Here is a 24,823-nt window from a genome sequence, read left to right as displayed (position 1 = left end):
GAGTAGCATGATTAATCATGAGTTTGATCCTCTTATAAATAAGGCGTAAGGCTAATCGTTTGAGTTAAAAATGAATAATTTGTCACACAAGCGCGCATCTTAAAAATTTTTGAGTATAATAGTGCGCATTATCGATAAGCGTATTAAGAGCGGTTAAATGTTTGAGAATCTATCTGACAGACTATCACGAACACTAAAAAATATAAGTGGTCGCGGTCGATTAACGGAAGACAACATTAAAGACACCTTACGTGAAGTCCGCATGGCTTTGCTCGAGGCTGATGTTGCATTGCCAGTAGTAAGAGACTTTGTTAGCAGTGTAAAAGATCGCGCTGTCGGACAAGAAGTCTCTAAAAGTTTAAGTCCAGGCCAAGCTTTTATTAAGATTGTGCAAAGCGAACTTGAACGCGCTATGGGGGAAGCTAATGAAGAGCTTGACCTAGCTGCTCAACCTCCGGCTGTCATTATGATGGCGGGTCTTCAAGGGGCGGGTAAAACCACCTCTGTAGCCAAGTTAGGTAAGTTTTTACGCACTCGTCATAAAAAATCCGTGTTAGTCGTCAGTGCCGATGTTTATCGCCCAGCGGCAATTAAACAGCTTGAAACCTTAGCGGCAGAGGTGGAGGTTGCATTTTTCCCATCTGATGTCAGTCAAAAGCCGTTAGATATAGCAAAAGCTGCAATAGCTTATGCCAAACTAAAGTTCATTGATGTTGTTATTGTCGATACAGCAGGTCGTTTGCATGTTGACGAAGCCATGATGGACGAAATTAAAGAGCTTCATGCGGTTATTAAGCCTGTAGAGACCTTATTTGTTGTTGATGCAATGACAGGTCAAGATGCGGCAAATACGGCTAAAGCCTTTAATGAAGCAATGCCATTAACAGGGGTGATTTTAACTAAGGTTGATGGTGATGCTCGCGGTGGTGCTGCGTTATCAATTCGCAGCATAACTGGCAAACCGATTAAGTTTTTAGGTGTTGGTGAAAAAACTGACGCGCTTGAGCCTTTCCATCCTGACCGTATCGCATCGCGCATTCTAGGCATGGGTGATGTTCTTTCACTGATTGAAGAAGTTGAACGCGGTGTCGACAAAGACAAAGCGATGAAACTGGCTTCTAAAGTGAAGGCTGGTGGTAGTTTTGATTTAGAAGACTTTCGTGAACAGCTGCAGCAAATGAAAAACATGGGCGGCATGATGAACATGATAGAAAAACTGCCTGGTGTCGGTAAGTTACCTCCAGAAGCATTAGCGCAAGTTCAAGACGGTAAAATGACTGGTCAAATGGAAGCGATTATTAACTCCATGACAGCCAAAGAGCGCAAAAACCCTGATGTAATCAAAGGTTCACGCAAACGTCGTATCGCGCTAGGTTCAGGGACACAAATTCAAGACGTAAATCGCTTATTAAAGCAATTTACTCAAATGCAAAAAATGATGAAAAAAATGTCAGCTAAAGGCGGCATGAAGAAAATGATGCGTGGTATGAGCGGTATGTTACCGCCTGGTATGAAGATGCCCGGTCGTTAGTTAATCAATTTAATCTTCGGAAGTGATACTTTGCTTGGCGCTATAACCCTTTTCGCTGTAAAAAACGGCGCTTTGGGTTGCATTAGTTTCAAAGTAGGGTAAAATCTTCCGGCTTTCTTACTGGGACCTTCGCGAACACGGGTTCCAGTTTTTATTTTTGCTTCTAGCAAATCATTAGAGGAATAAAACGCATGGTTACCATTCGTTTAGCTCGTGGCGGCGCAAAAAAGCGTCCATTTTACAATATCGTTGTTGCTGATAGCCGCAATGCTCGTGACGGTCGTTTCATCGAACGTGTAGGCTTTTTCAACCCACTAGCTCGTGGTCAAGAAGAAACTTTACGTTTAGATTTAGATCGTGTTGAGCATTGGGTTGCTACTGGCGCGGCAACATCTGAGCGTGTTGCTAAGTTAATTAAAGACGCACGTAAAGCAGCTGCTTAATTGCGTTTAGGTATAGATAGATGAGTAGTAACCAACAGCCGATTGTGCTGGGTAAAATAGGCGCTTGTCATGGCATTAAAGGTTGGCTAAAAATCACTGCCTATACCAATTCTGTTGAAGGCATTTTTGATTATTCTCCTTGGCTTATATATGACCAGGGGAAATGGCGTGAAGTTAAAGTCAGCCAGTGGCGCTCACAAGGTAAGGCGGTTATCGCTGAACTTGAAGGGGTTGTATCACGGGAACAGGCGCAAATGCTCACAAATTGTGAAATTGCGATTATGCCTGAGCAAATGAAAGAACTCAGTGATGATGAATTTTATCACCGTGATCTTATCGGATGTGAAGTGACTAATAATAACGGCTACAACATGGGCATTGTTGACCAGATCGTGGAAACAGGATCTAACGACGTGTTACTTGTTAAAGCTAATGCCAAAGATGCTTTTGGCAAAGTGGAACGTATGATCCCCTTTGTCCCTGAACAATTCATTTTAAAAGTGGATTTGCAAGGCAAACAGATAATAGTGGATTGGGATCCTGACTTCTAAGTCGAGGTACAACATATGTGGTTAGGGGTAATAACCCTGTTTCCAGAGATGTTTCGTGCTGTTACAGACTTTGGGGTGACGGGTCGAGCCGTAAAAAACGGCCTGCTTAAGGTGCACACGTGGAATCCTCGTGATTTCACCCATGACAGACATAACACGGTTGATGATCGCCCATACGGTGGTGGGCCTGGAATGTTAATGATGGTGCAACCTTTACGAGATGCCATTCATGCTGCTAAAGCTGCAGCGGGTGACAGAGCGAAAGTGATTTATCTATCTCCTCAGGGGCGCAAGCTGGATCAGCAAGGCGTTACTGAGTTAGCTAAATCAGACAGTTTGATTTTAGTGTGTGGTCGCTACGAAGGTATCGATGAGCGCATTATTCAAACTGAAGTAGATGAAGAATGGTCAATCGGGGATTACGTGCTTTCGGGCGGCGAAATACCTGCAATGACTTTAATCGATTCAGTGGCTCGCCTAGTACCTGGTGTACTGGGTAAGCAAGCTTCAGCAGAGCAAGATTCTTTCTCTGACGGATTACTGGATTGTCCTCATTATACTCGCCCTGAAAACTTAGATGGCATGGACGTACCGGCAGTGTTGTTAAGCGGTGACCACGAAAAAATCAGACTCTGGCGGTTGCAGCAAAGTATCGGAAGAACTTTTCTACGACGACCAGAAATATTTGAAAATCTAGCTCTGACTGACGAACAAACAGCCTTATTAGCGCAGTTTGTAAATGAAACGGACACGTCCGTATAGTCATTGTTTCAGTTATTCTAGAATGGAGTAAGTTATGAACAACATCATTAAAATGCTCAACGATGAGCAAATGAAAACAGACGTACCTGATTTTGGTGCTGGTGATACAGTAGTAGTTCAAGTACGCGTAAAAGAAGGTGATAAAGAGCGTCTTCAGGCTTTTGAAGGTATCGTTATCGCTAAGCGTAACCGTGGTTTGCACTCTGCATTCACAGTACGTAAAATCTCTAATGGTGAAGGTGTTGAGCGTGCTTTCCAAACGCACAGCCCATTAATTGCTAGCATCGAAGTTAAGCGTCGCGGCCGTGTTCGTCGTGCTAAACTTTACTACTTACGTGAGCGTTCAGGTAAATCTGCACGTATCCGTGAAAAATTGGCAACTAAGTAATAGTTATCAATTTAGTTTAAAAGATGCAGTGTTCGCACAACTAACCGCCGAAAGGCGGTTTTTTGTTTTTAGCATTCGTCCCCATCATTTTTGAGTCATGTAAGCAGACTTTTATTTAGCCCTTAGCTTTACTTATCGAGCCTGACTCATTATCTGAGTTTCACATTAGTCATTTAACAATAGATAGCCATATGATCCTCATGAACATTGATATGGCAGTAATTACACATTTGAGTTAAATAAGTCTTGATCTCATAAAAATGCGCAGGCATAGTTAGTTCTATTTTGTAATGGTGTATCATTACAAAAATACAGTGGTTTTAGTTATCACTAAAAAGTGTGACTAGATTGCTTTTTACCTTATTACAGTGAGCCGATATCATGCAGCAAGATACCATCAACAATATTCATATTAGTTCTGAGCAAATACTGTCAACGCCGTCACAACTGAAACAAGAGTTACCCTTATCAGCACATGCATATCGTTATATTTTGGATGCGCGTAAAACGGTAGCAGACATTGTGCATAAACGTGATAGTCGGGTATTGGTTGTGACAGGGCCTTGTTCAATACATGATATTGATGCAGCTAAAGAATATGCGCTTAAGTTGAAAAAATTACACGATGAACTCAGTGATGATTTTTATATTTTAATGCGCGTGTACTTTGAAAAACCTCGTACCACAGTAGGCTGGAAAGGGCTGATTAACGATCCGAATATGGATGAGTCTTTTGATGTAGAAAAAGGACTCCGTATGGCTCGTGAATTGATGATTTGGTTAGCTGAATTAGAATTGCCCGTGGCAACTGAAGCGCTGGATCCTATTAGTCCTCAGTATATTTCTGAATTAGTCACCTGGTCTGCTATTGGCGCCCGCACCACTGAATCTCAAACCCACAGAGAAATGGCATCGGGGTTATCTATGCCTGTAGGTTTTAAAAATGGCACGGAAGGCAAGCTAGATGTTGCTATTAATGCCCTTAAATCTGCAGCCAGCAGCCACCGTTTCATGGGTATTAATCAAGAAGGCCAGGTCAGCTTATTGCAAACTGCCGGTAATCCTGACGGTCATATCATTCTTCGTGGCGGTATTGCACCTAATTATGATGCTAAAAGTGTGGCTGAGTGTGAAATACAAATTCATAATGCTAAGTTGAATGCACGTTTAGTGGTTGACTGCAGTCATGGTAATTCATCTAAAGATCACAATCGTCAAAAACAAGTGTGCGAAGATGTATTTAATCAAATTGTCTCGGGCAATAAATCTATCATTGGTGTTATGCTTGAAAGCCATTTAAATGCAGGTAATCAAAGTACCAATAAGCCATTAAATGAACTTGACTATGGTGTATCTGTCACCGATGCCTGTATTGATTGGGCAACAACTGAAACAATTTTACGACAAGGCGCTAACCAATTATCTGCCGTACTGCCAACTCGCTTTAATGTGCTGCAAGTTGTTAATGGTTAATGAAAAGTATGATGAACGAAAAAACCACAGCTGATTTAGAAAAACTTCGCGATTTAATCGATGGCGTTGATCAACAACTTCTACATTTATTGCGTAAACGTTTAGATTTAGTCGCCCAAGTTGGTGCAGTCAAGCACGCCGCTGGTGTGCCCATTTATGCCCCACAACGTGAAGCTTCCATGTTAGCTAAACGTCGTGACGAAGCGCAAAAGATGAATGTATCGCCACAATTGATCGAAGATATTTTACGTCGCTTAATGCGTGAGTCTTATCTGAATGAAAAAGATGTTGGCTTTAAACAGGTAAAAACAGACTTAGGCCATGTGGTTGTCGTTGGTGGTGATGGCCAGTTAGGTCAGTTATTTACTCAAATGCTTACACTATCTGGTTATCAAGTGAAAAGCTTGGACAAGAATGATTGGCACCGCGCCGAAGCACTATTTGATGGTGCCGGAATGGTGCTGGTTACTGTGCCAATTAAAGTCACCTGTGATGTTATTCGAGAACACCTGACTCATTTACCTGACACATGCATTTTAGCTGATTTAACTTCGATTAAAGAACAGCCTGTTTTGGCGATGCTAGAGGCGCACACAGGGCCTGTGGTAGGTTTACACCCTATGTTTGGTCCAGATGTCGGCAGTTTAGCTAAACAAGTTGTGGTGGTGTGCCATGGGCGTCAGCCTAAATCTTATCAATGGTTACTTGAACAAATTGCTATTTGGGGCGCAAGAGTTGTTGAAGCTGAACCGGTTAAACACGACAAAGCGATGCAACTTGTACAAGCTATGCGTCACTTTTCTAGTTTTGTGTATGGTGTGAATCTATGTGAGGAGCAGGCTGATATAGATACATTACTGCAATTTAGTTCGCCAATTTATCGATTAGAGCTGGCGATGGTAGGTCGATTGTTTGCTCAAGATCCCGAGCTTTATGCCGATATTATATTTGCACAGCAAGGCAGCCAAGACGTGATAAGTGATTATTTGGATAACTATCGAGACGCGTTAGCATTATTAAAGTCAGGTGACCGTAATGCGTTTGTAGAAGAATTTAAACGCGTCGCTAAATGGTTTGGTGACTTTGCTCCACAGTTTCAACATGAAAGCCGTGCAATGCTGCAGTCAGTGAATGATATGAAGACAGGTTAATCATTTTTCATTTTTTGTTGTTTGCGTAAATACAGTATAGGGCTTACATTTATATTCTAGTAGTCAGCGTATATTATCGATGACAGAGCAATTAAATTGCCCTTTACCTATTCTATTTTGGAGATGTGCCCATGACTTCATTCGATACGCTGTCAACATCAACATCAACATCAACATCAACATCAACATCAACATCAACATCAACATCGCAAGATAATACCGTAGGCCATTTTCTCTATGCAATGATGAGTGCTTTTCCGCTTTTTTTTATTCCTGTGTTAATGAGCTTTTGGCTTAATCTTATTCAGAAAAACATTAAGCCTAATTCATTACTTGCATCGCATTTGCGTTGGCAACGACTCAGTATTATTGGACTATGTCCCTTTTTTATAGCGGGCTATTTATTAAGTCCTGTTTGGCTAAGTGTGTCGCTCTATCTTATGGGGATAACGTGGTTTAGTTACCGTATATTTAAAGGCTGGGTGAGTTTGAATGAAGGCTTAATGGTTTAGGTTTTATAGTATTATTCAGAAGGAATAAAAAATGCCGGTTAATACCGGCATTTTTGTGGATAAAGACTACAAATAAAGCTCACGAAGCAGGTTGCTATCGGCATCGGTACAAGGCGCTGCTAATACAATACCATCAGCGTTAAGTTGCTTGGCGGCTTTGGCCTGTGGATATCGGTTATTGCTCTTCTCATTAGCTACATTGCAAATGATAGGTAGATGGCACATTTGTTTTATGCTGACTAATGATGATAAGTCGAGACTGATTTGATCTGGCTTTGCAAAGCTTCTGACCCCAGAATCACACAGGATGACCTGTTGATTTCCTTGCGCTAATACTATTTGTGCAGCAGCAAGCCAATCTTCAGTACTGGCCATGTTATTACGTTCAATAATGACAGGCCTATTTAAGCTGCCTAATTGACCGAGCAAGCCTTGATTAAACATATTTTGACCACTTAACATAACCATATCGGCTAAGTGGGCACTGCTGATATCGTTTTCTTGTTCGATAAATAATACGCTTACTAATCCCGCTTGCTCAATGACCTGAAGATGTTTCTTTAGTTGGCTTTCGCTAGTTACGCCCAAAGATGGGTTAAGAATAATAGCTTGAAAGCCCGCTTCTTTAGTTTGTTTTGCAAGACTCGCTAGCTCTGTATCAGTTTTAGGTGCATCAACTAATTGAAATGCGCCAAATTGATTATTACCTACTTGCAATTGTTTGCATTGGACTTCACTGTCCTGTGACTTATATTCGCGACTATATTTAGTTGTGGGTGATGTAGTAAACTGATTTGGTGACTCGACAGCCCTTGAGCTGTTCGGTTCAATCAGTAATTGTGCTTGCGACAATTGTGTTGGCTTGACAGACTCACAAGGGTAGCAACCTAATACTTTAATAAAACGGGTTAATCGCTCTAATTCCTTAATGGCTTGCTGCACATCATGGTTGGCAAGATTGCCATCAATGTCGATATAGAACATTTCTTCCCAAGGTGTACCAGGAATGGGACGCGACTCAAGTTTAGACATATTCAAACTATGGGCTTTTAACACCAGTAGTGCTTCAACCAGCGCGCCAGGTTTTTGGCCTGTAGCCATAATTAACGTTGTTTTAGCAGGTAATTGTGCTGGTACATCAACTGGTTTACGCGCAACAACAATAAAACGGCTTTGATTTATTTTTTGGTTCGCTAACCCATCTTCAATAGCGCTTAGCTGATATAGAGCACCCCCTTCAGCGCTACCAATAGCGGCAACACTTTGATTATCAGCTTCAATCACTTTAGACATTGCCTCAGCACTGCTAGCACAATACTCAAGTTTAAATTCTGGATGTAAGCTCAGGTAGCGGCTGCATTGACTAATGGGTTGTGGGTGCGCATAGACGGTTTTAATATTGGCAGTATCAGTACCTCGTTTTGCTAATAAGCAATGTCCGACTTCTATTGTGGTTTCGCCCACAATCGATAGGCTGGTATGTTGCAAAACGTCATACACCTCATTAATTGATCCTGAAGAGGTATTTTCAATCGGTAAGAATCCGTAATCAGCATGGCCTGATTCAACTGCGTTGACAATGTCATCAAAACTTTGACAGCCAAAGTCGATCATTGTCACCTGCCTTCTATCACAGTAACGAGTGGCGGCAAGATATGAATATGAACCTCTGGCTCCTAAAAAGGCCACTGTATAGTGTTGTTTCTGTGTGTCAGGATTGGCTCTGCCGTGTAAAAAAGCTTGCTGGTTAAGCACAGAGTCCTCAATGATGCTTTGATAAAGAGATATCACAAAATGTGCATCAAGCCCTTTGTCTCGTCCAAGTTGAACAAGTCGTTCTAATAATGCTTTTTCCCTTTGGGTATCGCGAATAGGTCTAACATCAACTTCCTTACTGCGGGCGACTTCAAGACTGAGTTCACGACGTTTAGAGAGCAAGGTCAGTAGCTCATTATCTAACGATGTAATCTGTTCTCGCGTTAGATCTAACCCTTGTGGCTTATTCATACTAACCTCTTAATATTGTTCAATTCGATTGCTTATTTCGATAGTGAAAACTAAAAAGCCCCCCATTTGGGAGGCTTTGGTATTTTCATTTTCTTTTTAATACAGAAAAACCGCCTCCCTATGTGGGTTGCATAAAAAAGAAAATAAAAACGCGACACAATATTTTGTTCATAGGTTAAAACTAAAACTTCGCTAGGTGAGTGTCAATGTAAAATTGTTCACTTTGGCTTAAACCTGCATAAAAAAGCGCACCCGAGGATGCGCTATGTGTTTTTGGTATGAGTATCAAGCGGCGGTATCCTCCTTGTAGATGTACTCAAAATCATCTTCTGCACGTTCAAGTGTAGTATGACGTTGAGCTTGGGGTTTATGGGTCAGGCGATTTAGCTGTTTTTCCAGCTTTTTACCCATTGCAGTAATTGCTGCGTAAAGGTTGTCGTTTTTCGCCTGGGCAAATAATTCTCCACTTGGCAAGCCTATAGATGCTTCAATTTTAAAGAGCTGCTTTTCCTGAGTAATAATGACATGTGGGTTAATAAGATGAACATCGTGTCTTGTGAGCTTTTCAAATTGTCCTTCAATACGTTCAAGAATAGGGGCAGTGACTTCAAGTTGCTTGCTAGTGATTTTCAGCATATTTTGAACCTTCTGTTGTATTGCTTAACTTCAGATTACCAACTTAAGGCTAATAAAACGTGATCCGCGTCACATAATTGAACAGGGGTTTTGTTAGGTGATATTAATTTGAGCGTATAGGTATTTTCGTTAAAAATAGCGGTAATTTAACTTGAAAAGCTAGTCAACTTAGGCGCATATTTGAATGAATAACAACAGTGTGTTATGCGGTTTAACAGTGTGTTAACCTGTGTTTTTAAGGATAATGTTTATTGACCTGAGTCGCCTTTTTATTTCTTACACTTCTTTACGTTTTCAACTCCCCTTAATTGAATAAATAATTTTATAATGAGTGATGTTTTCGCCTATGGCGAATTATTACAACATTTATTAAAGTCGAGTGATTAAATGCAATCTCAATTTAAGCAAATTAAAGTGTGGGACTTTTCAGTAAGAGCGTTTCATTGGAGTATGGTGATATTACTCGGAGCGTTGTGGTGGAGTGCTGATGCGGGAGAGATGAGTCTGCATCAGATATTTGCCTACTTGCTACTAACGCTATTAGCTTTTAGGCTTATTTGGGGCATTATTGGTAGTGATACTGCTAAATTCACCCATTTTATTCGCCCCCCTAAAACGGTTGTTCAATACGCCAAAGATAAACAGAAAACCCAATCGTTAGGGCATAATCCGCTAGGCGGCTATATGGTGGTATTACTACTGAGCCTATTAATAATACAACTCGTAACAGGATTATTCGCTACTGATGATATTTTTACTGAAGGGCCCTTTTATAGTTATGTATCATCTGCCACAGCGAGCACATTAACATGGGTGCATAAACAAAACTTCAATCTTATTCTCGGTTTTGCTGCAATGCATGTTTTGGCTGTAATGGTTTATCTCATTAAAGGTGAAAACCTAATTACGGCAATGATAACAGGTTATAAGCACGTTCAAGGTGAGTTGAAACAACCTAAAATGGTACCCATCTGGCTTGCGTTAATTGTGTTTGCTGTTTTATTTACAGGGGTGTGGTTTAGCTTGTTAGCAGATGTCGTCAAGTATATGTAGTCGATTGCTAATCGGTATGCCTGCTAAAAATTAAAGCCCATTCGATATTAGCGATATGGGCTTTTTATCATACTAGAGCAGAATGTTTGCGATATTAATCTTTTTTATAAACGTCGTGACAGCCTTTACAGCTTTGACCTGTATCACCAAATGCTTTTTTGATCTGCCCTAAATCCGTACCTTGCGCAATGACAGCCAATTTAGTGGCATTTTCTTGGAATTCAGTCATTTTGCTATCAAAATCGGCTTTGTCAGTCCAAATTTTAGCTAACGCGTCGGTATTACCTTTGTCTGAACCTGCGATAAAGCCTTCATGAGGGATTTTTGATAGTGCTGCAACATTGGTTGCACGAGCTGCAAATACCGTGGCATCAAATTCTTTTTTACCTTTTAACATCGCACCCATATCGCCAAAGTTATAGGCAATTAAACCGAATGCTGATTGGCGATATTTAATGGCATGATCAGTATCTTTAAAGTTATTAGCATAAACGCTTGGGATAAGTAGTGCAGTTGCCGTCATTGCGAGTAAAATTTTTTTCATTGTATTCTCTATTATTATCAGGGAGTATCGGCTTTATTTTACACATTTATTTTATGAAATCACCTTTAGATTGTTTCTGAATGTGAGGCGAGTTTACATAACTTCACTTTTGGATATCGCTATATAGTTTGTGCAGCTTTTGCTTTCGGCTGTTTCCTTGTTATTATCAGGGGGACTTTATTAAAGAGAGTACCTATGAGAGCGAATTGGAGTTTAGTGGTCGATAAAATTTTGACTCATTCGAATCATGATGAATTAGCGGTGTTATTTCGGTTATTGCTGACAGAGGAAGAGCGCAGCGCAGTTGCTGGCCGATTAAAGGTGTTTCAAACCTTACTGGAAGGTAAGTTAAGTCAAAGGCAAATCGCAGCTGAGTATCAAGTCAGCATTGCAACGATTACACGCTGTTCTAATTACCTTAAAAACATGTCTAATGAGCAGCGTGAGCAAGTTCAAAAGTTGATTTTGTAGATTGATAGGACACCCATTACAATAAAAACCGCTTGATGTGATTAAGCGGTTTTTTATTTTTTGTTAAGCCTTTATTATCTCTAGTTAAGATTGATTAACGGCCATGGGTTCTAAACACTGGAATTTTATGGCGTCTATAACTAGAGCGCCTTAAAAGTAGGTAAGTCCCAAAGGTTACCAAGCAAATAGCAAACAGAGCGCTAGAATCTTTAGGGATAAAACGATAAAGCAAAGCTGCCGATAAAATATAAAGGAATGGCATATACCCATACAACCAGTCTGGCCATAAACCTTCTTTACGTCTGCGTTTAGTGTCGGTTCGACGGTTTTGTGAGCGTAAGTTATAAATTCTGGCGCCAAACAAAAACACTACAACAGCGGCTGCAATTGCATATTCTTGTTGTAGAATCAAAATACTTACCCCGCCGATAGCAATATATGTGTAAGGTAATAACTCATAAAGTGGCTTAATTAACATGAGCACTCCGTCGCTAATCATTAATTATTATTATTATTTTTATACTGAGATATACCACGCTGCTAACGCATGTTTATTAAATTGTCCTCAATCATAAACAAGGTGGAAAGGGCAAGCGTGACACTATTAAATGGCGTATCAATTGATACCACACAGGATAAAGTATAGCGTATAAAAAAAGTCGCTGACTATATTTTAATCAGCGACTTGCATTTATTCAAACTTTCTACTGGTTTTAATTAGGTGAAATAACCTAATAGCTTAGTAAAATAGTCTACATTTATTATTAATTACAACCACATCCGCCATTGCCATCACAACCCGGTTTTTGGGTGTCACAAGGTTCATGATCGTGCTCATGATTATGTTCATGTCCACCGCCACAACTGCCACCATGGGCATGAATGTGTCCGTGGGCGATTTCTTCCGCAGTTGTTTCTCTCACAGCAATAACTTCAACATTAAATGTTAATGCTTGGCCTGCTAGGGGATGATTACCGTCAACAATGACACTATCGTCTTTTATTTCTGTTACTTGAACAGGGCGCTGACCCATTTCTGTTTCTGCAATAAAGCGCATACCCGGAACGATATCTTCAATATCACCAAATGCAGCTAAAGGCACTTCTTGCTTCAAACCTTCGTGGTATACACCATAAGCTTGTTCGGCTGGTATGTTTGCTTCAAATTTATCACCAACAACTTTACCTTCTAATTCAGCTTCTAGGCCAGGTATAAGATTTTCGGTACCCTGAATATAAATCATTGGCTCTGCATCAAAAGAGCTTTCCAATAATTGACCTTGTGCATCGCTTAGACGGTAATGAATGGTAACCGCGGCATGTTTTGAAATTTTCATAATGACTCCAATTGCTGATATGGGCGCATAATACCTTTATTTTTTTGGGGCTGCGATGATTTGTGTCGTATTTTGAACAATTCCTATTGATTTAGTTAACTCGTTATTGTTTTTATCCGATTAATCGAATGCTATAGAAATTTACTCATTAATTAAGCATCAAGAACATTATCAGCTTGCTCATTCTTGCTGTACTACTATTTGGGGGAGCGTAATGGGTGCGCTTTATCTTTAATAATTGAAAAATATAATAATTTAATTGTGATACTAATAACGTTGACGTTAGCGTAAATACAGTATTTTAATTGTTTTATTGCGAATGCAATTGATGTTTCAGTTTATGAAATATGAAATCTTAAATAAATCAACTTAAATGCTAATTAATATGCAAATTTATTGGCAACTGGGGTTGACAATATAGTGCTAAAAAAGCAATTCTGTAAGCATTAGTGAATAAGAGTTACCTGCAATGGAAAGCGTATGCGTTTGGTAACACTGATGAAACCCGAATAAGTGAGCGATATGTCAGCCTACAAGTCCGTTGTAATAGCAACCATTACAATCATTACAACCACCACTATCAATATAGTGGGGGCGGGCTGATTCATCCTAAATAGAATTCAGTAACAAGCCCGCTTCCCACAAAAGAAGCGGGCTTTTTTATTATAAAATTTTGCATTGATGTCATGATATTGGCAGGAGAAAACGGTATGAAAGTGATGAAGTTTGGTGGTACGTCGTTAGCAAATTGGCCTCGTTTTTTAATGGCGGCAGATATAATAGCTGAGTCCTCTGAGGCTGAACCAGTAGCAACGGTCCTTTCTGCCCCTGCAACAATTACGAATGCATTGTTGGAAATGGTTGATATAGCGGTGGAGGGAAAATCTTACCAAGCGGTTGTGGATCATATCGATCATGTTTTTAATAATTTATATACCCAAGCGGGTGAAACCTTGTTGTCTGTAGCTCAACAGGAATTGCTTAAACAGAAACTTAATATGCAAATGCAGCAATGGAAGTCTAAGTTAGAGGGAATATCCTTGTTAGGTGAGTGCCCGGATTCAGTCAGGGCTGCTATTGTTGTTTCTGGGGAGCGTTTATCCGCAGCGTTAATGGAGCAAGTGATGTTGGCTAAAAACATTACTGCCGCTCAGTTGGACCCAGTTGCATTGTTTCTTGCCCATGGACAGCCTTTAGAGTCTGTAGTTGATATTAATGTCAGTAAACCTCGGTTTGCAGTATTACCGTTAAGTGAATACAGAGTATGGGTTATGCCAGGTTTTACCGCCGCAGATGCTCATGGAAAAATTGTGACCTTAGGCCGTAATGGTTCTGATTATTCTGCTGCCGTGTTAGCCGCTTGTTTAGATGCATCTAGCTGTGAAATTTGGACCGATGTGGATGGTGTTTATAACACAGATCCTCGTGCGGTGACAGATGCTAAGTTATTGTCTCAGTTGAGTTATCAAGAGGCGATGGAGCTATCGTATTTTGGTGCGAAAGTATTGCACCCTAAAACTATCGCCCCAATTGCGCAGTATCATATTCCTTGCTATATCAAAAACAGCTTTAATCCATCAGCCCCAGGTACATTGGTATCGAACGATGAAGATCAAACTGGTTTACAAGTTAAAGCCATTTCTAATCTTGATGATCAGACTATGTTTAACGTATCTGGGCCAGGTATGAAGGGGATGGTTGGGATGGCCAGTCGTACGTTAGCAGCCATTTCGCGCAGTGGTATTTCGGTATCATTGATCACCCAAAGCTCATCTGAATACAGTATCAGTTTTTGTGTTGGAACCCGTGACGCAGCGAAAGCGAAATGGGCTCTAGAACAAGAATTTGAATTAGAAATAAAATCCGAATTACTTGAGCCTATTGAGTTGCGCCAAGGTTTAGCTATCGTGTCCTTAATTGGTGATGGCATGAAAACGCATAAAGGAGTGGCGGCTAAGTTCTTCAGCGCGTTAGCTAAGGCGAGCGTTAATATTATAGCAATCGCTCAGGGGTCGTCAGAGCGCTCTATTTCAACCGTTATCCAGCAAAGTAAAACCAAACACGCTATCAGTGCTTGCCATCAGGCTTTCTTTGATGTGCAGCAATACGTTGATGTGTTCTTAGTCGGTGCTGGTAATGTGGGCGCAGGATTGCTTGAACAAATAAAACAACAAAATGACATGCTAAAAGAGCAGCACATCAGCATTCGAGTATGCGGTATTGCTAACTCACGTCAAATGCTACTGGACAGTAATGGAATTGAATTATCTAACTGGCAATGCTTAATGACTGATAATGCTCAACCCTATGATTTAAATAATTTATTACTATGGGGGCAAGCGCAACAATTACTCAACCCAGTCTTAGTCGATTGTACCTCAAGTGAAGCGGTTTCAGACCGTTATTTAGATGTAATGAATGCTGGATTTCACGTGGTCACGCCAAACAAAAAAGCCAATACCCGTGATTATGCATTTTATCAAGCATTACGCAAAGTGAGTTTAGAGCAACGTCGTCAATTTTTATATGAAACCACGGTTGGTGCAGGTTTACCCGTTATTGATAACCTGAAAAAGTTGTTATGCGCGGGTGATAAACTGCATAAATTTAATGGTATTTTATCAGGTTCGTTATCGTATATTTTCGGGATGCTCGATGAGGGAATGAGTTTATCGCAAGCCACATCAATTGCCCGTGATAAATGTTTCACAGAACCTGATCCTCGCGATGATTTAAGTGGAATGGATGTTGCTCGTAAGGTGCTTATTTTAGCCCGTGAAGTTGGCTTGCCGTTAGAGCTTAGCGATATTAACATTGAATCTGTATTACCTACTGATTTTGATGATAGCGGTGATGTTGAGACATTTATGGCCAACTTATCCCGTCTTGATGCACAAGTCTCTACAAGAGTGTCTAATGCTAAAGCGCAGGGAAAGGTGCTGCGTTATGTTGGTCAAATTGATCAAGGTAAGTGTTATGTTCGCATTATTGAAGTTGATGCGACCGATCCTTTATATAGTGTCAAAGGTGGTGAAAATGCGCTGGCTTTTTACAGTCGCTACTACCAACCCATTCCATTTGTTTTACGTGGCTATGGCGCGGGTACTGATGTGACTGCAGCAGGTGTGTTCGCCGACGTACTTAGAACCCTTAACTGGACACGTGAGGTGGGTTTGTAATGAATAGCATTAATCAAGCTCAACTGAGTGTTTATGCACCAGCATCTATGGGGAATGTAGGTGTAGGTTTCGATTTATTAGGTGCTGCGTTAGCGCCTATTGATGGTAGCCTTCTGGGCGATAAAGTCACTATTAGCGGTATTGAAAGCGGCGTTGAATTTACTCAGGTAGGACCTTGGGCGCATAAATTACCAACGGATTTGAAAGACAATATCGTTTATCAGTGTGCCGTTTTTTTTCTTGATAAACTACAACGTCAAGATGGCGTTAAACTCATTTTAGAGAAAAATTTACCCGTTGGTAGTGGGTTAGGTTCGAGTGCTAGCTCTGTAGTTGCTGCTCTTTATGCACTAAATGAATACTTTGAACAACCATTTGATCAACAAGCTTTGCTATTGTTAATGGGCGAGTTTGAAGGACAAATCTCAGGTAGTGTCCATTATGACAACGTTGCCCCCTGTTACTTAGGTGGCATGCAACTAATGCTTAATACCGCCGATAAGGTTTGTGCGGCGATACCGAGTTTTAAGCAATGGTATTGGGTGGTGGCTTATCCTGGTATTTCATTATCGACTGCTAAAATGCGCGCATTGTTACCCGCTCAATATGATAAAGCGGTGGCGATTGATTTTGGTCGTTATCTGAGTGCTTTTGTACATGCTAGTTATCAACAAGATGCTGCTATGGCAATTGAAGTGCTCAAGGATGTAATGGCTGAGCCTTATCGCGCGGCAGCTATTCCTGGCTACCTTGATGCCAGAGAAGCTCTAGCGCAACAAGGAATGCTGACTACGGGGATTTCAGGCAGCGGACCAACATTATTTAGCGTCACCGACTCATTAGAAAAAGCTCAGCAGGCTAAAACCTGGCTAGAGCAACATTATGTGACAGAGCAAGGTGGTTTTGCCCATGTATGTCAATTAGATGAACAAGGTACTCGACGCGTTTAGTATCGAAACAAAATTTTCAATTTAATAGGTAGTGGTAATGGAATTATATAATTTAAAACATCCTTCGCAGGAAGTTAATTTTAGTCAGGCTGTTCAATTAGGGCTAGGTAAAGATAGAGGGTTGTTTTTCCCTAAAACGATCCCTGTGTTAGATGATATTGACAGTTTACTTGATATGCCATTTGCGCAGCGTAGTAAACTTGTTTTAGGCGCTTGGTTAGCGGATGAATTAGGACAAGATAATGTTGACGCGTTTGTTGATAAAGCATTTACCTTTGAGGCTCCCCTAAAAGAAGTTGATTTTCATCGCAGCTGTTTAGAGCTTTTTCATGGGCCAACCCTTGCATTTAAAGATTTTGGTGCACGTTTTATGGCGCAATGTATCAATTTATTATCAGGCGATAAAGGGTTAACGATTCTGACAGCAACCTCTGGTGACACAGGCGCTGCTGTGGCGGATGCATTTTATGGTTTAGATAAAGTACAAGTTGTTGTGATGTATCCGAAGGGGAAAATCAGTGAGCTGCAAGAGAAAATGTTCACTACTTTAGGCAAGAATATCCACACAGTGGCGGTTAATTCTGATTTTGATGCTTGCCAGCATTTAGTGAAGCAGGCCTTTGATGATGAAGAGGTCAGAGAAGGTTTAGCGCTAAACTCTGCAAATTCAATCAATATAAGCCGTTTATTGGCGCAAATTTGTTATTACTTTGAAGCCATCGCCCAAGCTAAAAAAGCTGGTCATGAAAACTTTGTGGTATCAGTTCCTAGCGGCAACTTTGGTAATTTAACTGCAGGTTTATTTGCTAAAGCGATGGGCTTGCCAATAAAGCGATTTATTGCAGCAACCAATAGCAATGATACTGTGCCACGTTACTTACAAAATGGTGACTGGGCACCACATGATACTGTTGCAACTATGTCAAATGCGATGGATGTGTCAGAGCCGAGTAATTGGCCCCGCGTTGAAGCTATTTGTGAGCAAATGGGCTGGCCACTTTCTGATATTACTGGCTTAGCATTAAATGAATTGCAAACCTCTGAAGCGCTTAAAAATCTATATCGATTGGGTTATCAATCAGAGCCGCATGCTGCTATTGCAGCTCAAGGTTTACGTCAATTATTGGCTAAAGATGAGTATGGGATATTTTTAGGTACAGCGCATCCTGCAAAATTTAAGGATGTGGTTGATAGAGAGTTACAAGTTGACTTACCTTTACCACCTGAACTTGAAGCTGTCGTCAATAAAACTATTTTATCTGTTGAGTTAGACGCTGATTTTACTCAGTTAAAGTCACATTTATTTAGTACCCTTAGATAAATACATTGTTAGCAGAAACACTAAAGCACCTTTTTAGGTGCTTTAGTGTTTCTGAAACCCCTAGCTTGTTAATTATCTGGAATATGATCTCTGTCATAACTAATTTATATAGTTGTAGTAGATTGGAAGTTAATAGGATATTGACTACAATTTGAGTAAGTGAGATAGACATGACGGAGAAGACGATGCTTAAGCGATTAATACGTGATCACCAGCACATAGCCATTTTATTGAATATACTCACCAACAAAAATGCCCGTTTAGCCGAAGGTGAAGCTGTTAACTTTAATCTTGTTAGAGATATTGTTGAGTACATGCAGGGATATGCAGAACATAGTCATCATCCAGTAGAAGACATCACTTATCATTATTATGCCCAAAAAATGTCTATACCTAATAGCGATCAGCTTCGTGATGAGCATGAGCGGTTGGCGCAAGTTTCCGGTTCTTTGATGTACAGTTTAAATATGATCCTCTCAGATATTGTGATTTCAAGAGAAAAGTTGATCAATGATTTGGCCAACTACATCAAGTTACACGTTGAGCACATGCAGTTTGAAGAAACGGAGGTTTTTCCTCACTTTGCTAAAGCATTAGATGCTAGTGATTGGCAAAAAATTGAGCATTTATGCCATAAAAAACTGGTTGTGGATCCACTATTTAGCCAAAACGATAATGTAATTTTTGAAGAGCTTCGACAGTATATTGTGAAAGCAGATAAAAAAATTAATATCTAACATTATAAATGTTATCAGTTTGATCAAAAAGAGCACCCTAAGTGCTCTTTTATTATATTGCTATTTAGTGAATAAATATTCACGGCTACTCATATCTATAACACTAAAGTATTGGCATCAAATTCAAAAGAATCATCAATATCTTGTAATTCTTTTAGTAAGCGTTGCTTATCCTTAATTGCCTCAATCTCACGCCATTTACGCTTTTTGTTAGATCCTTTGGAACGGCTTGGTCTTTCAACAACTTCGTCTAACGCACCACCATAGTCTAAACGATCCATGGTAACCTCCCTTGTTATTATGATGTCTCTATGCGAATAAGTATCATATTTCTATTGTAGGGTGCAACTTTTATGTTTCAATTGTGTTAAGCGAAAGTGAAGTTTTGATGAAGCTATTGAACCATAATTGGCATGATGTGCTGAATAGAGTGGTAGTAGACTAATAAAAAGCCAGCTTACGCTTAACACCGATCAGTTAAGAAACTGATCGGTTGACAGCAAAAATGATCCTACGAAAATGGCTCCTTCTTTTGAACGGAGTCATTTTTTATGTTGTCTAACTGGCTTATTGATACTGAATTACTTGTCGCCCCCGAAGAACTATCTATCTTTCAAAAAGAATTGCCGTTGGAATGGATTGAACAAGCTTTGGAGCTAACCAACAAAGCAAGTATTAGGCGCAGAAAACTTCCAGCAGAATTAGTCGTTTGGCTCATCGTTGGAATTGGCCTCTACCGAAATCGTTCCATCGCTGAAGTCGTCTCCAAGCTCGACTTAACGTTAGTTGATAAGTTGGGAGAAACCGTTGCACCAAGTGCTATCCCGCAAGCCAGACAGCGACTGACAGCCGCTCCCCTTAAAGCCCTTTTTGATATCACTTCTAAACACTGGTGTCATAGGGAAGACAGCCAAGATACATGGCATGGTCTTCAGTTATTTTCTGTTGATGGAATGTAGTGGCATAGTTATTTTGGCCACCTAAATAGAGGTGATATTATTACCTCGTAAATTACTTTAGGTGAACACATGAGATCGACAACCCGAAAAACATTTAGTCCTGAATTCAAACTTGAAGCAGCCCAATTAGTCCTAGATAAAAACCATAGCATCATCGAACGCTGGGAGATAGAAAATGGCTATGGAGAAATCAAGCAATATCAACTTGATGAGAGTATTTTATTAAGAAGTCAGACAGTTGAAGGCATTTATCAGGAGATTTGGGGATTACTGATAGCGTACAACTTGATCCGAGTTGAAATAAGCCAAATCGCTAAAGAGGCAGAAGTGTCACCATTACGGATTAGCTTTGTAATGGCGATGCGCTATATACAGGATGAGTTGATGTGGTGTGCAATTGCTTCGCCAGGAACAATCCCTAAAAAGCTCAAAGCAATGAGGGAAAACGTTAAGCAATTTATCTTGCCCAAAAAACGAAAACGGCTCAAAAGTAGGACCGTTCGAATTAACAAAACCCGCTATCCAGTTAAGAGAAGAAACTCTTAACTGAATGGTGTTAAGCTTACGCTGGCTTTTTTAGTGGTTAAATCTGCCCTTGACGATACAAATTGATTAAGGAATTACTGGAACAATCTAATTCATTTGCATTCTGGCCAGCTCCAATCCGGTCGAGTACATCGTTGCCGAGTAATTTACCTAATTCAACTCCCCATTGGTCAAAGGAGTTAATCTGCCAAATGACACCTTGAACAAATGTTCTGTGCTCATATAAAGCAATTAAAGCGCCTAAGGTTTGTGGAGTCAGTTTATCCATTAATAAAGTGTTGCTAGGTTTATTACCAGACATTACTTTGTGTTTAGCAATAAGCTGTTTTTGAGCATCATCAAGCTTGCTTGTGCTCATTTCGGCTAACGCTTCTTCGTATGTACGACCTTGCATCAGTGCCTGGGTTTGGCCAAAGCAGTTTGAAGCTAATTGGTTATGATGCTCACCTAGCGGATTATGGCTCTGTAAAGGCATGATAAAATCAGCAGGAATAAGTGCTGTTCCTTGGTGCAATAATTGATGGTAAGCATGTTGACCATTGGTGCCTTCGCCGCCCCAAATAACAGGACCTGTGCTGTAATCAACAGTATGCCCTCCTAAAGTGACCGACTTGCCGTTGCTTTCCATATCAAGTTGCTGGAAATAAGCAGGCAAACCACGTAAATAGTGATCATAGGTTAAAATGACATGGGACTGTGCACCATGAAAATTACTATATAACACAGATAGTATTCCCATAATGACTGGCATGTTTTGTTCTAGCGGTGCTTGCTGAAAATGTTGGTCCATGTCAAAGGCACCGGATAATAATTGTTTAAAATTATCCATACCCACAACCAGTGCTATCGGTAAACCAATTGCTGACCATAAAGAATAGCGGCCACCGACCCAATCCCACATAGGAAAAATATTGTCGGCATCCATACCAAACTCAGTCGCTTTAGCGACATTTGAGGTAACAGCAACAAAGTGCTGGGCAACGTCGCTCTGTGATGCCCCTTGTGCTAAAAACCACTCTTTTGCGCTTAGCGTATTAGTAAGCGTTTCTTGCGTGCTAAACGACTTTGATGACATAACAAATAACGTGGTCTCAGCGTTCAAACCCTTCAATTTCTCACAAATCGATGTGGCATCGACATTGGCAACAAAATGACAATTTAGTCCTTGCCAATAAGGTCTTAACGCCTGAGTTACTATTTTAGGGCCTAGAAAAGATCCGCCAATACCTATACTAACGATATCTGTAATCGCTTTTCCTGTGTAGCCTTTCCATTGACCACTTTGTACTTGCTCAACAAACTTAGCCATTTTGGTAAGAGTTTGCTGTACTTCAGGAACAATGTTTTTTCCGTCAGCTTTAATATCTTGGTCAGCCATACTGCGAAGTGCGGTATGCAGTACTGCACGTTGCTCAGTATTGTTGATAATGTCACCGGAAAACATTGCGCTGATTTTATCTTGTAGCTGAGCTTCATTAGCAAGTTTAAATAACAACGCCAAGGTTTCTTTATCAGCACGGTTTTTTGAGTAATCTAGCAGTAAGCCACAGCTTTTGAGATGCATTGAGTCAAAACGTTGCTTGTCTTGACTAAATAGCTCACGCATGTGAGGCAGCGCAGCTGCATTACTAATTAACTGTTGCCATGTAGCTGATTGTGTTAATTGAGTCATTAATTCACATTCCTTGTTTAGCTTAACTTCTCTTTTAGCATGACCTCAAGTTTACCTTGGTCAATCGCAAAATTACGAATACCTTCAGCAAGTTTATCAACCGCCATTGGATCTTCATTAAATGCCCAACGGAACTCTGCTTCAGTTAGCGCAGTAGGTGCGGTTGATGATGCCGGTACTGCTTTAAGTTTTTCAGTAACAAGGATATCAGTATTGGCTAACTCTTCTAATAGAGCCGGTCCAATGGTTAAGCGATCGCAACCTGCTAATTCGATGATCTCACCAATATTACGGAAGCTCGCCCCCATTACAACCGTGCTATAGCCGTGTTGTTTGTAGTAATCATAGATTTCAGTAACCGAAATAACCCCAGGATCCGTTTCCGCAGTGTAATCTTTACCAGTATCTTTCTTGTACCAGTCAAGAATACGGCCTACAAAGGGAGAAATAAGATAAACACCAGCCTCTGCACAAGCTCTTGCTTGAGCAAAGCTAAATAATAGGGTTAAGTTACAGTTAATGCCTTCTTGCTCTAACTCTTTAGCTGCGCATATGCCTTCCCAGGTAGATGCTAATTTGATTAGAATGCGTGATTTATCAATTCCAGCTTCTTTATAAAGCTTGATAAGCTTATGTGCCTTATCAATAGAGCCTTGCTTGTCGAAAGAAAGACGCGCATCTACTTCAGTAGAAATACGTCCTGGGACAAGTTTTAGAATCTCAACGCCAATGTTTACCGCAAGCTTATCACCGGCATCTTCAATTTGTTGTGCTTGATCGTTGCTTTGGTTTTTTGCCCAGCTAACAGCATTTTCGATTAAAGAGGCATATTCAGGAATTTGTGCAGCTTTCAAAATCAACGATGGATTTGTGGTTGCATCTTCTGGTTGATAGCGTTTGATTGCTTCAATGTCACCGGTATCTGCGACAATAGTAGTGAATGCTTTGAGTTGAGCGAGTGCGTTGGCCATGTAACGTTTCCTCTCGATAAAAAATGGTTATTTTACTTCCTTTATTAAACGCGATTTTACTCTTTATTCCAACGTTTTGGTAAAAAAATTACCAAATGTTGCACTGTTTTGCTTAATTTTTGTTTTTTATTGTTGTTAAATTTCGAATTTAGTGCAAATTTATGTTTATTAAATTGGGTGATAAAAATAGAATTATGACTAATAGTAGATGTTTAGAGAAGTTTACTATTGTTCAGTAAATAAAAAAGCCGCTGATATCAGCGGCTTTTCGTTAAATCGATTAGTATTAAATTATTTTAATACAGCACGTTTTTCAGTACCAGTAACGATAGCTTCAATACGACGGTTCTGTCTATGAGCTTCAGCAGTGTTACCTTCAACTACAGGCTTAGTTACACCATAACCGATAGATTTAATACGGTTTGCACTAATGCCATATTTTGATTTTAGTGCATTGGCAACTGAACTCGCACGACGGTCAGATAGCGCCATGTTATATGCTGGTTTACCTACGTTTGACGCATGGCCTTCAACAATAACGGTATGCTCTGGGTTTTTCTTCATATAGTTAGCTAATTTCTCTAGATCAGAGAATGAAGCTTGATTAATAACTGCAGAATCATTAGCGAATAATATGCCACCTAAGTCATGCTTAGTTGTTGCTAATTCGTATACTGTACAGCCAGTCGCATCCACTTTGTGGTTACTTGGTGTATTAGGACATTTGTCTAAACGATCAACAACGCCATCAGAGTCAGAATCAGCATCGGCAGCAACAACTACTGGAGTAACAACTGCTGCGGCTACTGGAGCAGCGTGGCCAGAACCAAAGCGGTAGCTTAATTCTAGACCCCAATAGTTACTTTCCATTTGTAGGTTGTTTAATACATCCGCATCAAGGTTTTCGTAACGACGATATTTTGCTGCTAACTTTAAGTTTTCGTTAAAGTTATAACCAACACCAACGCCAGCAAATAAGGCTATACCTGACTCACTTAAGTTTACGCCATTAAAAGACTGTTTATTTTCTAATAGATAACTATAAGTACCTAATTCAGATGATAGGCTCCACTTGTCGGCTAGTGGGTAAAAACCGACTAAACCTAAGCTAAGACCTGTGGCACCTACGTCATACATAGTGTTATCAGTAGCCGTCCAATCAGCGCGACCTAAGTCACGGTAACCCATTTCAAGACCGATATATTCATTGAATAAGTAACCACCTACAACATCCCAAGCGTACGGGGAGTCTTCACCGCACATTTTAGTACCAGGTTGGTCACAGTTTTGTTCGTAATTGTTGACACCTAATCCACCACCAACATACCAAGGTGATAGTTGTTCTGCAGCTGATGCAGCGAAAGGTAACATAGAGGTGAGTAGTACTACTTTTAATGTGTTCTTCATCATTTATAAGTCCATTGTTATTATACTTCACCAACACGCATGCTTTACGATTATTGTAAACATGTGCAACTGACACTTGAGAGGTGAATCCGTTATGTTTTAGTCAGCGCTTTAATTATCATCGTTAATTATGTGATTTGCTATAGTAAATATGATTAATTTAACTTTAATGCTTAAATTATGGCATTGCTGACACGTTTAAAGAGTTTTATACTCACATTT

General features: G+C 40.2%; 23 protein-coding genes, 2 pseudogenes and 1 other annotated feature. Of the genes and pseudogenes, 16 read left to right on the top strand and 9 right to left on the bottom strand.

From position 1 onward, the window contains the following. The first annotated feature begins 157 nt into the window (after positions 1-157). The 8 genes from ffh to ACRWP9_RS16290 all read left to right on the top strand — a co-directional run bounded on the left by ffh (position 158) and on the right by ACRWP9_RS16290 (position 6,811). Entirely contained in the window at positions 158-1,531 is a 1,374-nt protein-coding gene (gene ffh / locus ACRWP9_RS16325; protein ID WP_226413962.1) for a signal recognition particle protein, read from the top strand. Positions 1,532-1,722: 191 nt separating this feature from the next. Next, positions 1,723-1,974, top strand: a complete 252-nt coding sequence (rpsP, locus tag ACRWP9_RS16320) for a 30S ribosomal protein S16 (protein WP_160053063.1) — start codon at positions 1,723-1,725, stop codon at positions 1,972-1,974. A gap of 20 nt (positions 1,975-1,994) precedes the next feature. Continuing rightward, positions 1,995-2,525 carry a ribosome maturation factor RimM gene (rimM, locus tag ACRWP9_RS16315; protein WP_226413964.1) on the top strand — a complete coding sequence of 177 codons (531 nt, stop codon included), beginning with the start codon at positions 1,995-1,997 and terminating at the stop codon, positions 2,523-2,525. A 15-nt stretch (positions 2,526-2,540) separates the two neighbouring features. After that, entirely contained in the window at positions 2,541-3,287 is a 747-nt protein-coding gene (gene trmD, locus ACRWP9_RS16310) for a tRNA (guanosine(37)-N1)-methyltransferase TrmD (protein WP_434926872.1), read from the top strand. 34 nt (positions 3,288-3,321) lie between these two features. Next, a complete protein-coding gene (gene rplS / locus ACRWP9_RS16305) occupies positions 3,322-3,675 on the top strand; it encodes a 50S ribosomal protein L19 (RefSeq protein WP_188955527.1) in 354 nt (117 codons plus the stop codon). A gap of 381 nt (positions 3,676-4,056) precedes the next feature. After that, entirely contained in the window at positions 4,057-5,148 is a 1,092-nt protein-coding gene (locus ACRWP9_RS16300; RefSeq protein ID WP_434926871.1) for a 3-deoxy-7-phosphoheptulonate synthase, read from the top strand. 11 nt (positions 5,149-5,159) lie between these two features. Beyond that, positions 5,160-6,299: a bifunctional chorismate mutase/prephenate dehydrogenase gene (gene tyrA, locus ACRWP9_RS16295; protein ID WP_434929102.1), complete on the top strand. Its 1,140-nt coding sequence runs from the start codon at positions 5,160-5,162 to the stop codon at positions 6,297-6,299. Positions 6,300-6,430: 131 nt separating this feature from the next. Then, the gene (locus ACRWP9_RS16290; protein ID WP_434926870.1) at positions 6,431-6,811 is read left to right on the top strand and encodes a hypothetical protein; all 381 of its coding nucleotides are present in this window, start codon (positions 6,431-6,433) and stop codon (positions 6,809-6,811) included. Between the two features lie 66 nt (positions 6,812-6,877). Here ACRWP9_RS16290 and ACRWP9_RS16285 read toward each other — a convergent pair whose 3' ends face one another. Together ACRWP9_RS16285 and hpf are read right to left on the bottom strand one after the other, a co-directional pair. Continuing rightward, positions 6,878-8,818: a chorismate mutase gene (locus ACRWP9_RS16285; protein ID WP_434926869.1), complete on the bottom strand. Its 1,941-nt coding sequence runs from the start codon at positions 8,816-8,818 to the stop codon at positions 6,878-6,880. Positions 8,819-8,866: 48 nt separating this feature from the next. Further along, positions 8,867-8,991 (bottom strand) — a sequence feature (Phe leader region). 112 nt (positions 8,992-9,103) lie between these two features. Beyond that, entirely contained in the window at positions 9,104-9,454 is a 351-nt protein-coding gene (hpf, locus tag ACRWP9_RS16280) for a ribosome hibernation-promoting factor, HPF/YfiA family (RefSeq protein ID WP_434926868.1), read from the bottom strand. 387 nt (positions 9,455-9,841) lie between these two features. Between hpf and ACRWP9_RS16275 the strand changes: the two genes are divergently transcribed. After that, positions 9,842-10,507, top strand: a complete 666-nt coding sequence (locus ACRWP9_RS16275) for a cytochrome b/b6 domain-containing protein (RefSeq protein WP_434926867.1) — start codon at positions 9,842-9,844, stop codon at positions 10,505-10,507. Between the two features lie 94 nt (positions 10,508-10,601). Here the strand turns inward: ACRWP9_RS16275 and ACRWP9_RS16270 are convergent, their stop codons facing one another. Beyond that, positions 10,602-11,051: a c-type cytochrome gene (locus ACRWP9_RS16270; RefSeq protein WP_226413978.1), complete on the bottom strand. Its 450-nt coding sequence runs from the start codon at positions 11,049-11,051 to the stop codon at positions 10,602-10,604. Positions 11,052-11,246: 195 nt separating this feature from the next. Between ACRWP9_RS16270 and trpR the strand changes: the two genes are divergently transcribed. Next, positions 11,247-11,522, top strand: a complete 276-nt coding sequence (gene trpR / locus ACRWP9_RS16265) for a trp operon repressor (RefSeq protein ID WP_226413980.1) — start codon at positions 11,247-11,249, stop codon at positions 11,520-11,522. 94 nt (positions 11,523-11,616) lie between these two features. Here the strand turns inward: trpR and ACRWP9_RS16260 are convergent, their stop codons facing one another. After that, positions 11,617-12,000 carry a hypothetical protein gene (locus tag ACRWP9_RS16260; RefSeq protein WP_226413982.1) on the bottom strand — a complete coding sequence of 128 codons (384 nt, stop codon included), beginning with the start codon at positions 11,998-12,000 and terminating at the stop codon, positions 11,617-11,619. Positions 12,001-12,286: 286 nt separating this feature from the next. Beyond that, entirely contained in the window at positions 12,287-12,859 is a 573-nt protein-coding gene (slyD, locus tag ACRWP9_RS16255; protein ID WP_434926866.1) for a peptidylprolyl isomerase, read from the bottom strand. 710 nt (positions 12,860-13,569) lie between these two features. On the opposite strand from slyD, the gene thrA reads away from it, so the two are divergent. From thrA to ACRWP9_RS16235, 4 genes are all read left to right on the top strand, one after another. Then, positions 13,570-16,038: a bifunctional aspartate kinase/homoserine dehydrogenase I gene (gene thrA, locus ACRWP9_RS16250; protein ID WP_434926865.1), complete on the top strand. Its 2,469-nt coding sequence runs from the start codon at positions 13,570-13,572 to the stop codon at positions 16,036-16,038. After that, complete coding sequence (gene thrB, locus ACRWP9_RS16245) at positions 16,038-16,988, top strand: homoserine kinase (RefSeq protein WP_434926864.1); 951 nt, start codon at positions 16,038-16,040, stop codon at positions 16,986-16,988. Before thrA ends, thrB begins: the two co-directional genes overlap by 1 nt. Positions 16,989-17,025: 37 nt before the next feature. Next, positions 17,026-18,309 (top strand): threonine synthase, encoded by a 1,284-nt coding sequence (gene thrC, locus ACRWP9_RS16240; protein WP_434926863.1) that lies wholly within the window; start codon positions 17,026-17,028, stop codon positions 18,307-18,309. Positions 18,310-18,494: 185 nt separating this feature from the next. Next, positions 18,495-19,046, top strand: a complete 552-nt coding sequence (locus ACRWP9_RS16235) for a hemerythrin domain-containing protein (protein ID WP_434926862.1) — start codon at positions 18,495-18,497, stop codon at positions 19,044-19,046. 95 nt (positions 19,047-19,141) lie between these two features. Here the strand turns inward: ACRWP9_RS16235 and ACRWP9_RS16230 are convergent, their stop codons facing one another. After that, positions 19,142-19,327 (bottom strand): DUF3545 family protein, encoded by a 186-nt coding sequence (locus ACRWP9_RS16230; protein WP_226413992.1) that lies wholly within the window; start codon positions 19,325-19,327, stop codon positions 19,142-19,144. A gap of 270 nt (positions 19,328-19,597) precedes the next feature. On the opposite strand from ACRWP9_RS16230, the pseudogene ACRWP9_RS16225 reads away from it, so the two are divergent. Together ACRWP9_RS16225 and ACRWP9_RS16220 are read left to right on the top strand one after the other, a co-directional pair. Beyond that, a pseudogene (locus ACRWP9_RS16225) lies at positions 19,598-19,999 on the top strand (transposase domain-containing protein); the annotation flags it as partial. A 162-nt stretch (positions 20,000-20,161) separates the two neighbouring features. Further along, a pseudogene (locus ACRWP9_RS16220) lies at positions 20,162-20,551 on the top strand (IS4 family transposase); the annotation flags it as partial. A gap of 37 nt (positions 20,552-20,588) precedes the next feature. Here the strand turns inward: ACRWP9_RS16220 and pgi are convergent. The 3 genes from pgi to ACRWP9_RS16205 form a co-directional block, all read right to left on the bottom strand. Next, entirely contained in the window at positions 20,589-22,223 is a 1,635-nt protein-coding gene (gene pgi / locus ACRWP9_RS16215; RefSeq protein ID WP_434926861.1) for a glucose-6-phosphate isomerase, read from the bottom strand. A 17-nt stretch (positions 22,224-22,240) separates the two neighbouring features. Beyond that, positions 22,241-23,194, bottom strand: coding sequence for a transaldolase (gene tal, locus ACRWP9_RS16210; protein WP_434926860.1), 954 nt, complete (start codon positions 23,192-23,194; stop codon positions 22,241-22,243). A 291-nt stretch (positions 23,195-23,485) separates the two neighbouring features. Further along, complete coding sequence (locus tag ACRWP9_RS16205) at positions 23,486-24,604, bottom strand: OmpA family protein (protein ID WP_434926859.1); 1,119 nt, start codon at positions 24,602-24,604, stop codon at positions 23,486-23,488. Between the last annotated feature and the right edge of the window lie 219 nt (positions 24,605-24,823).

The sequence above is a fragment of the Shewanella sp. HL-SH2 genome (assembly GCF_051164935.1).
Taxonomy (GTDB): domain Bacteria; phylum Pseudomonadota; class Gammaproteobacteria; order Enterobacterales; family Shewanellaceae; genus Shewanella; species Shewanella glacialimarina.
This window is presented reverse-complemented; position numbering and strand designations above follow the sequence as displayed.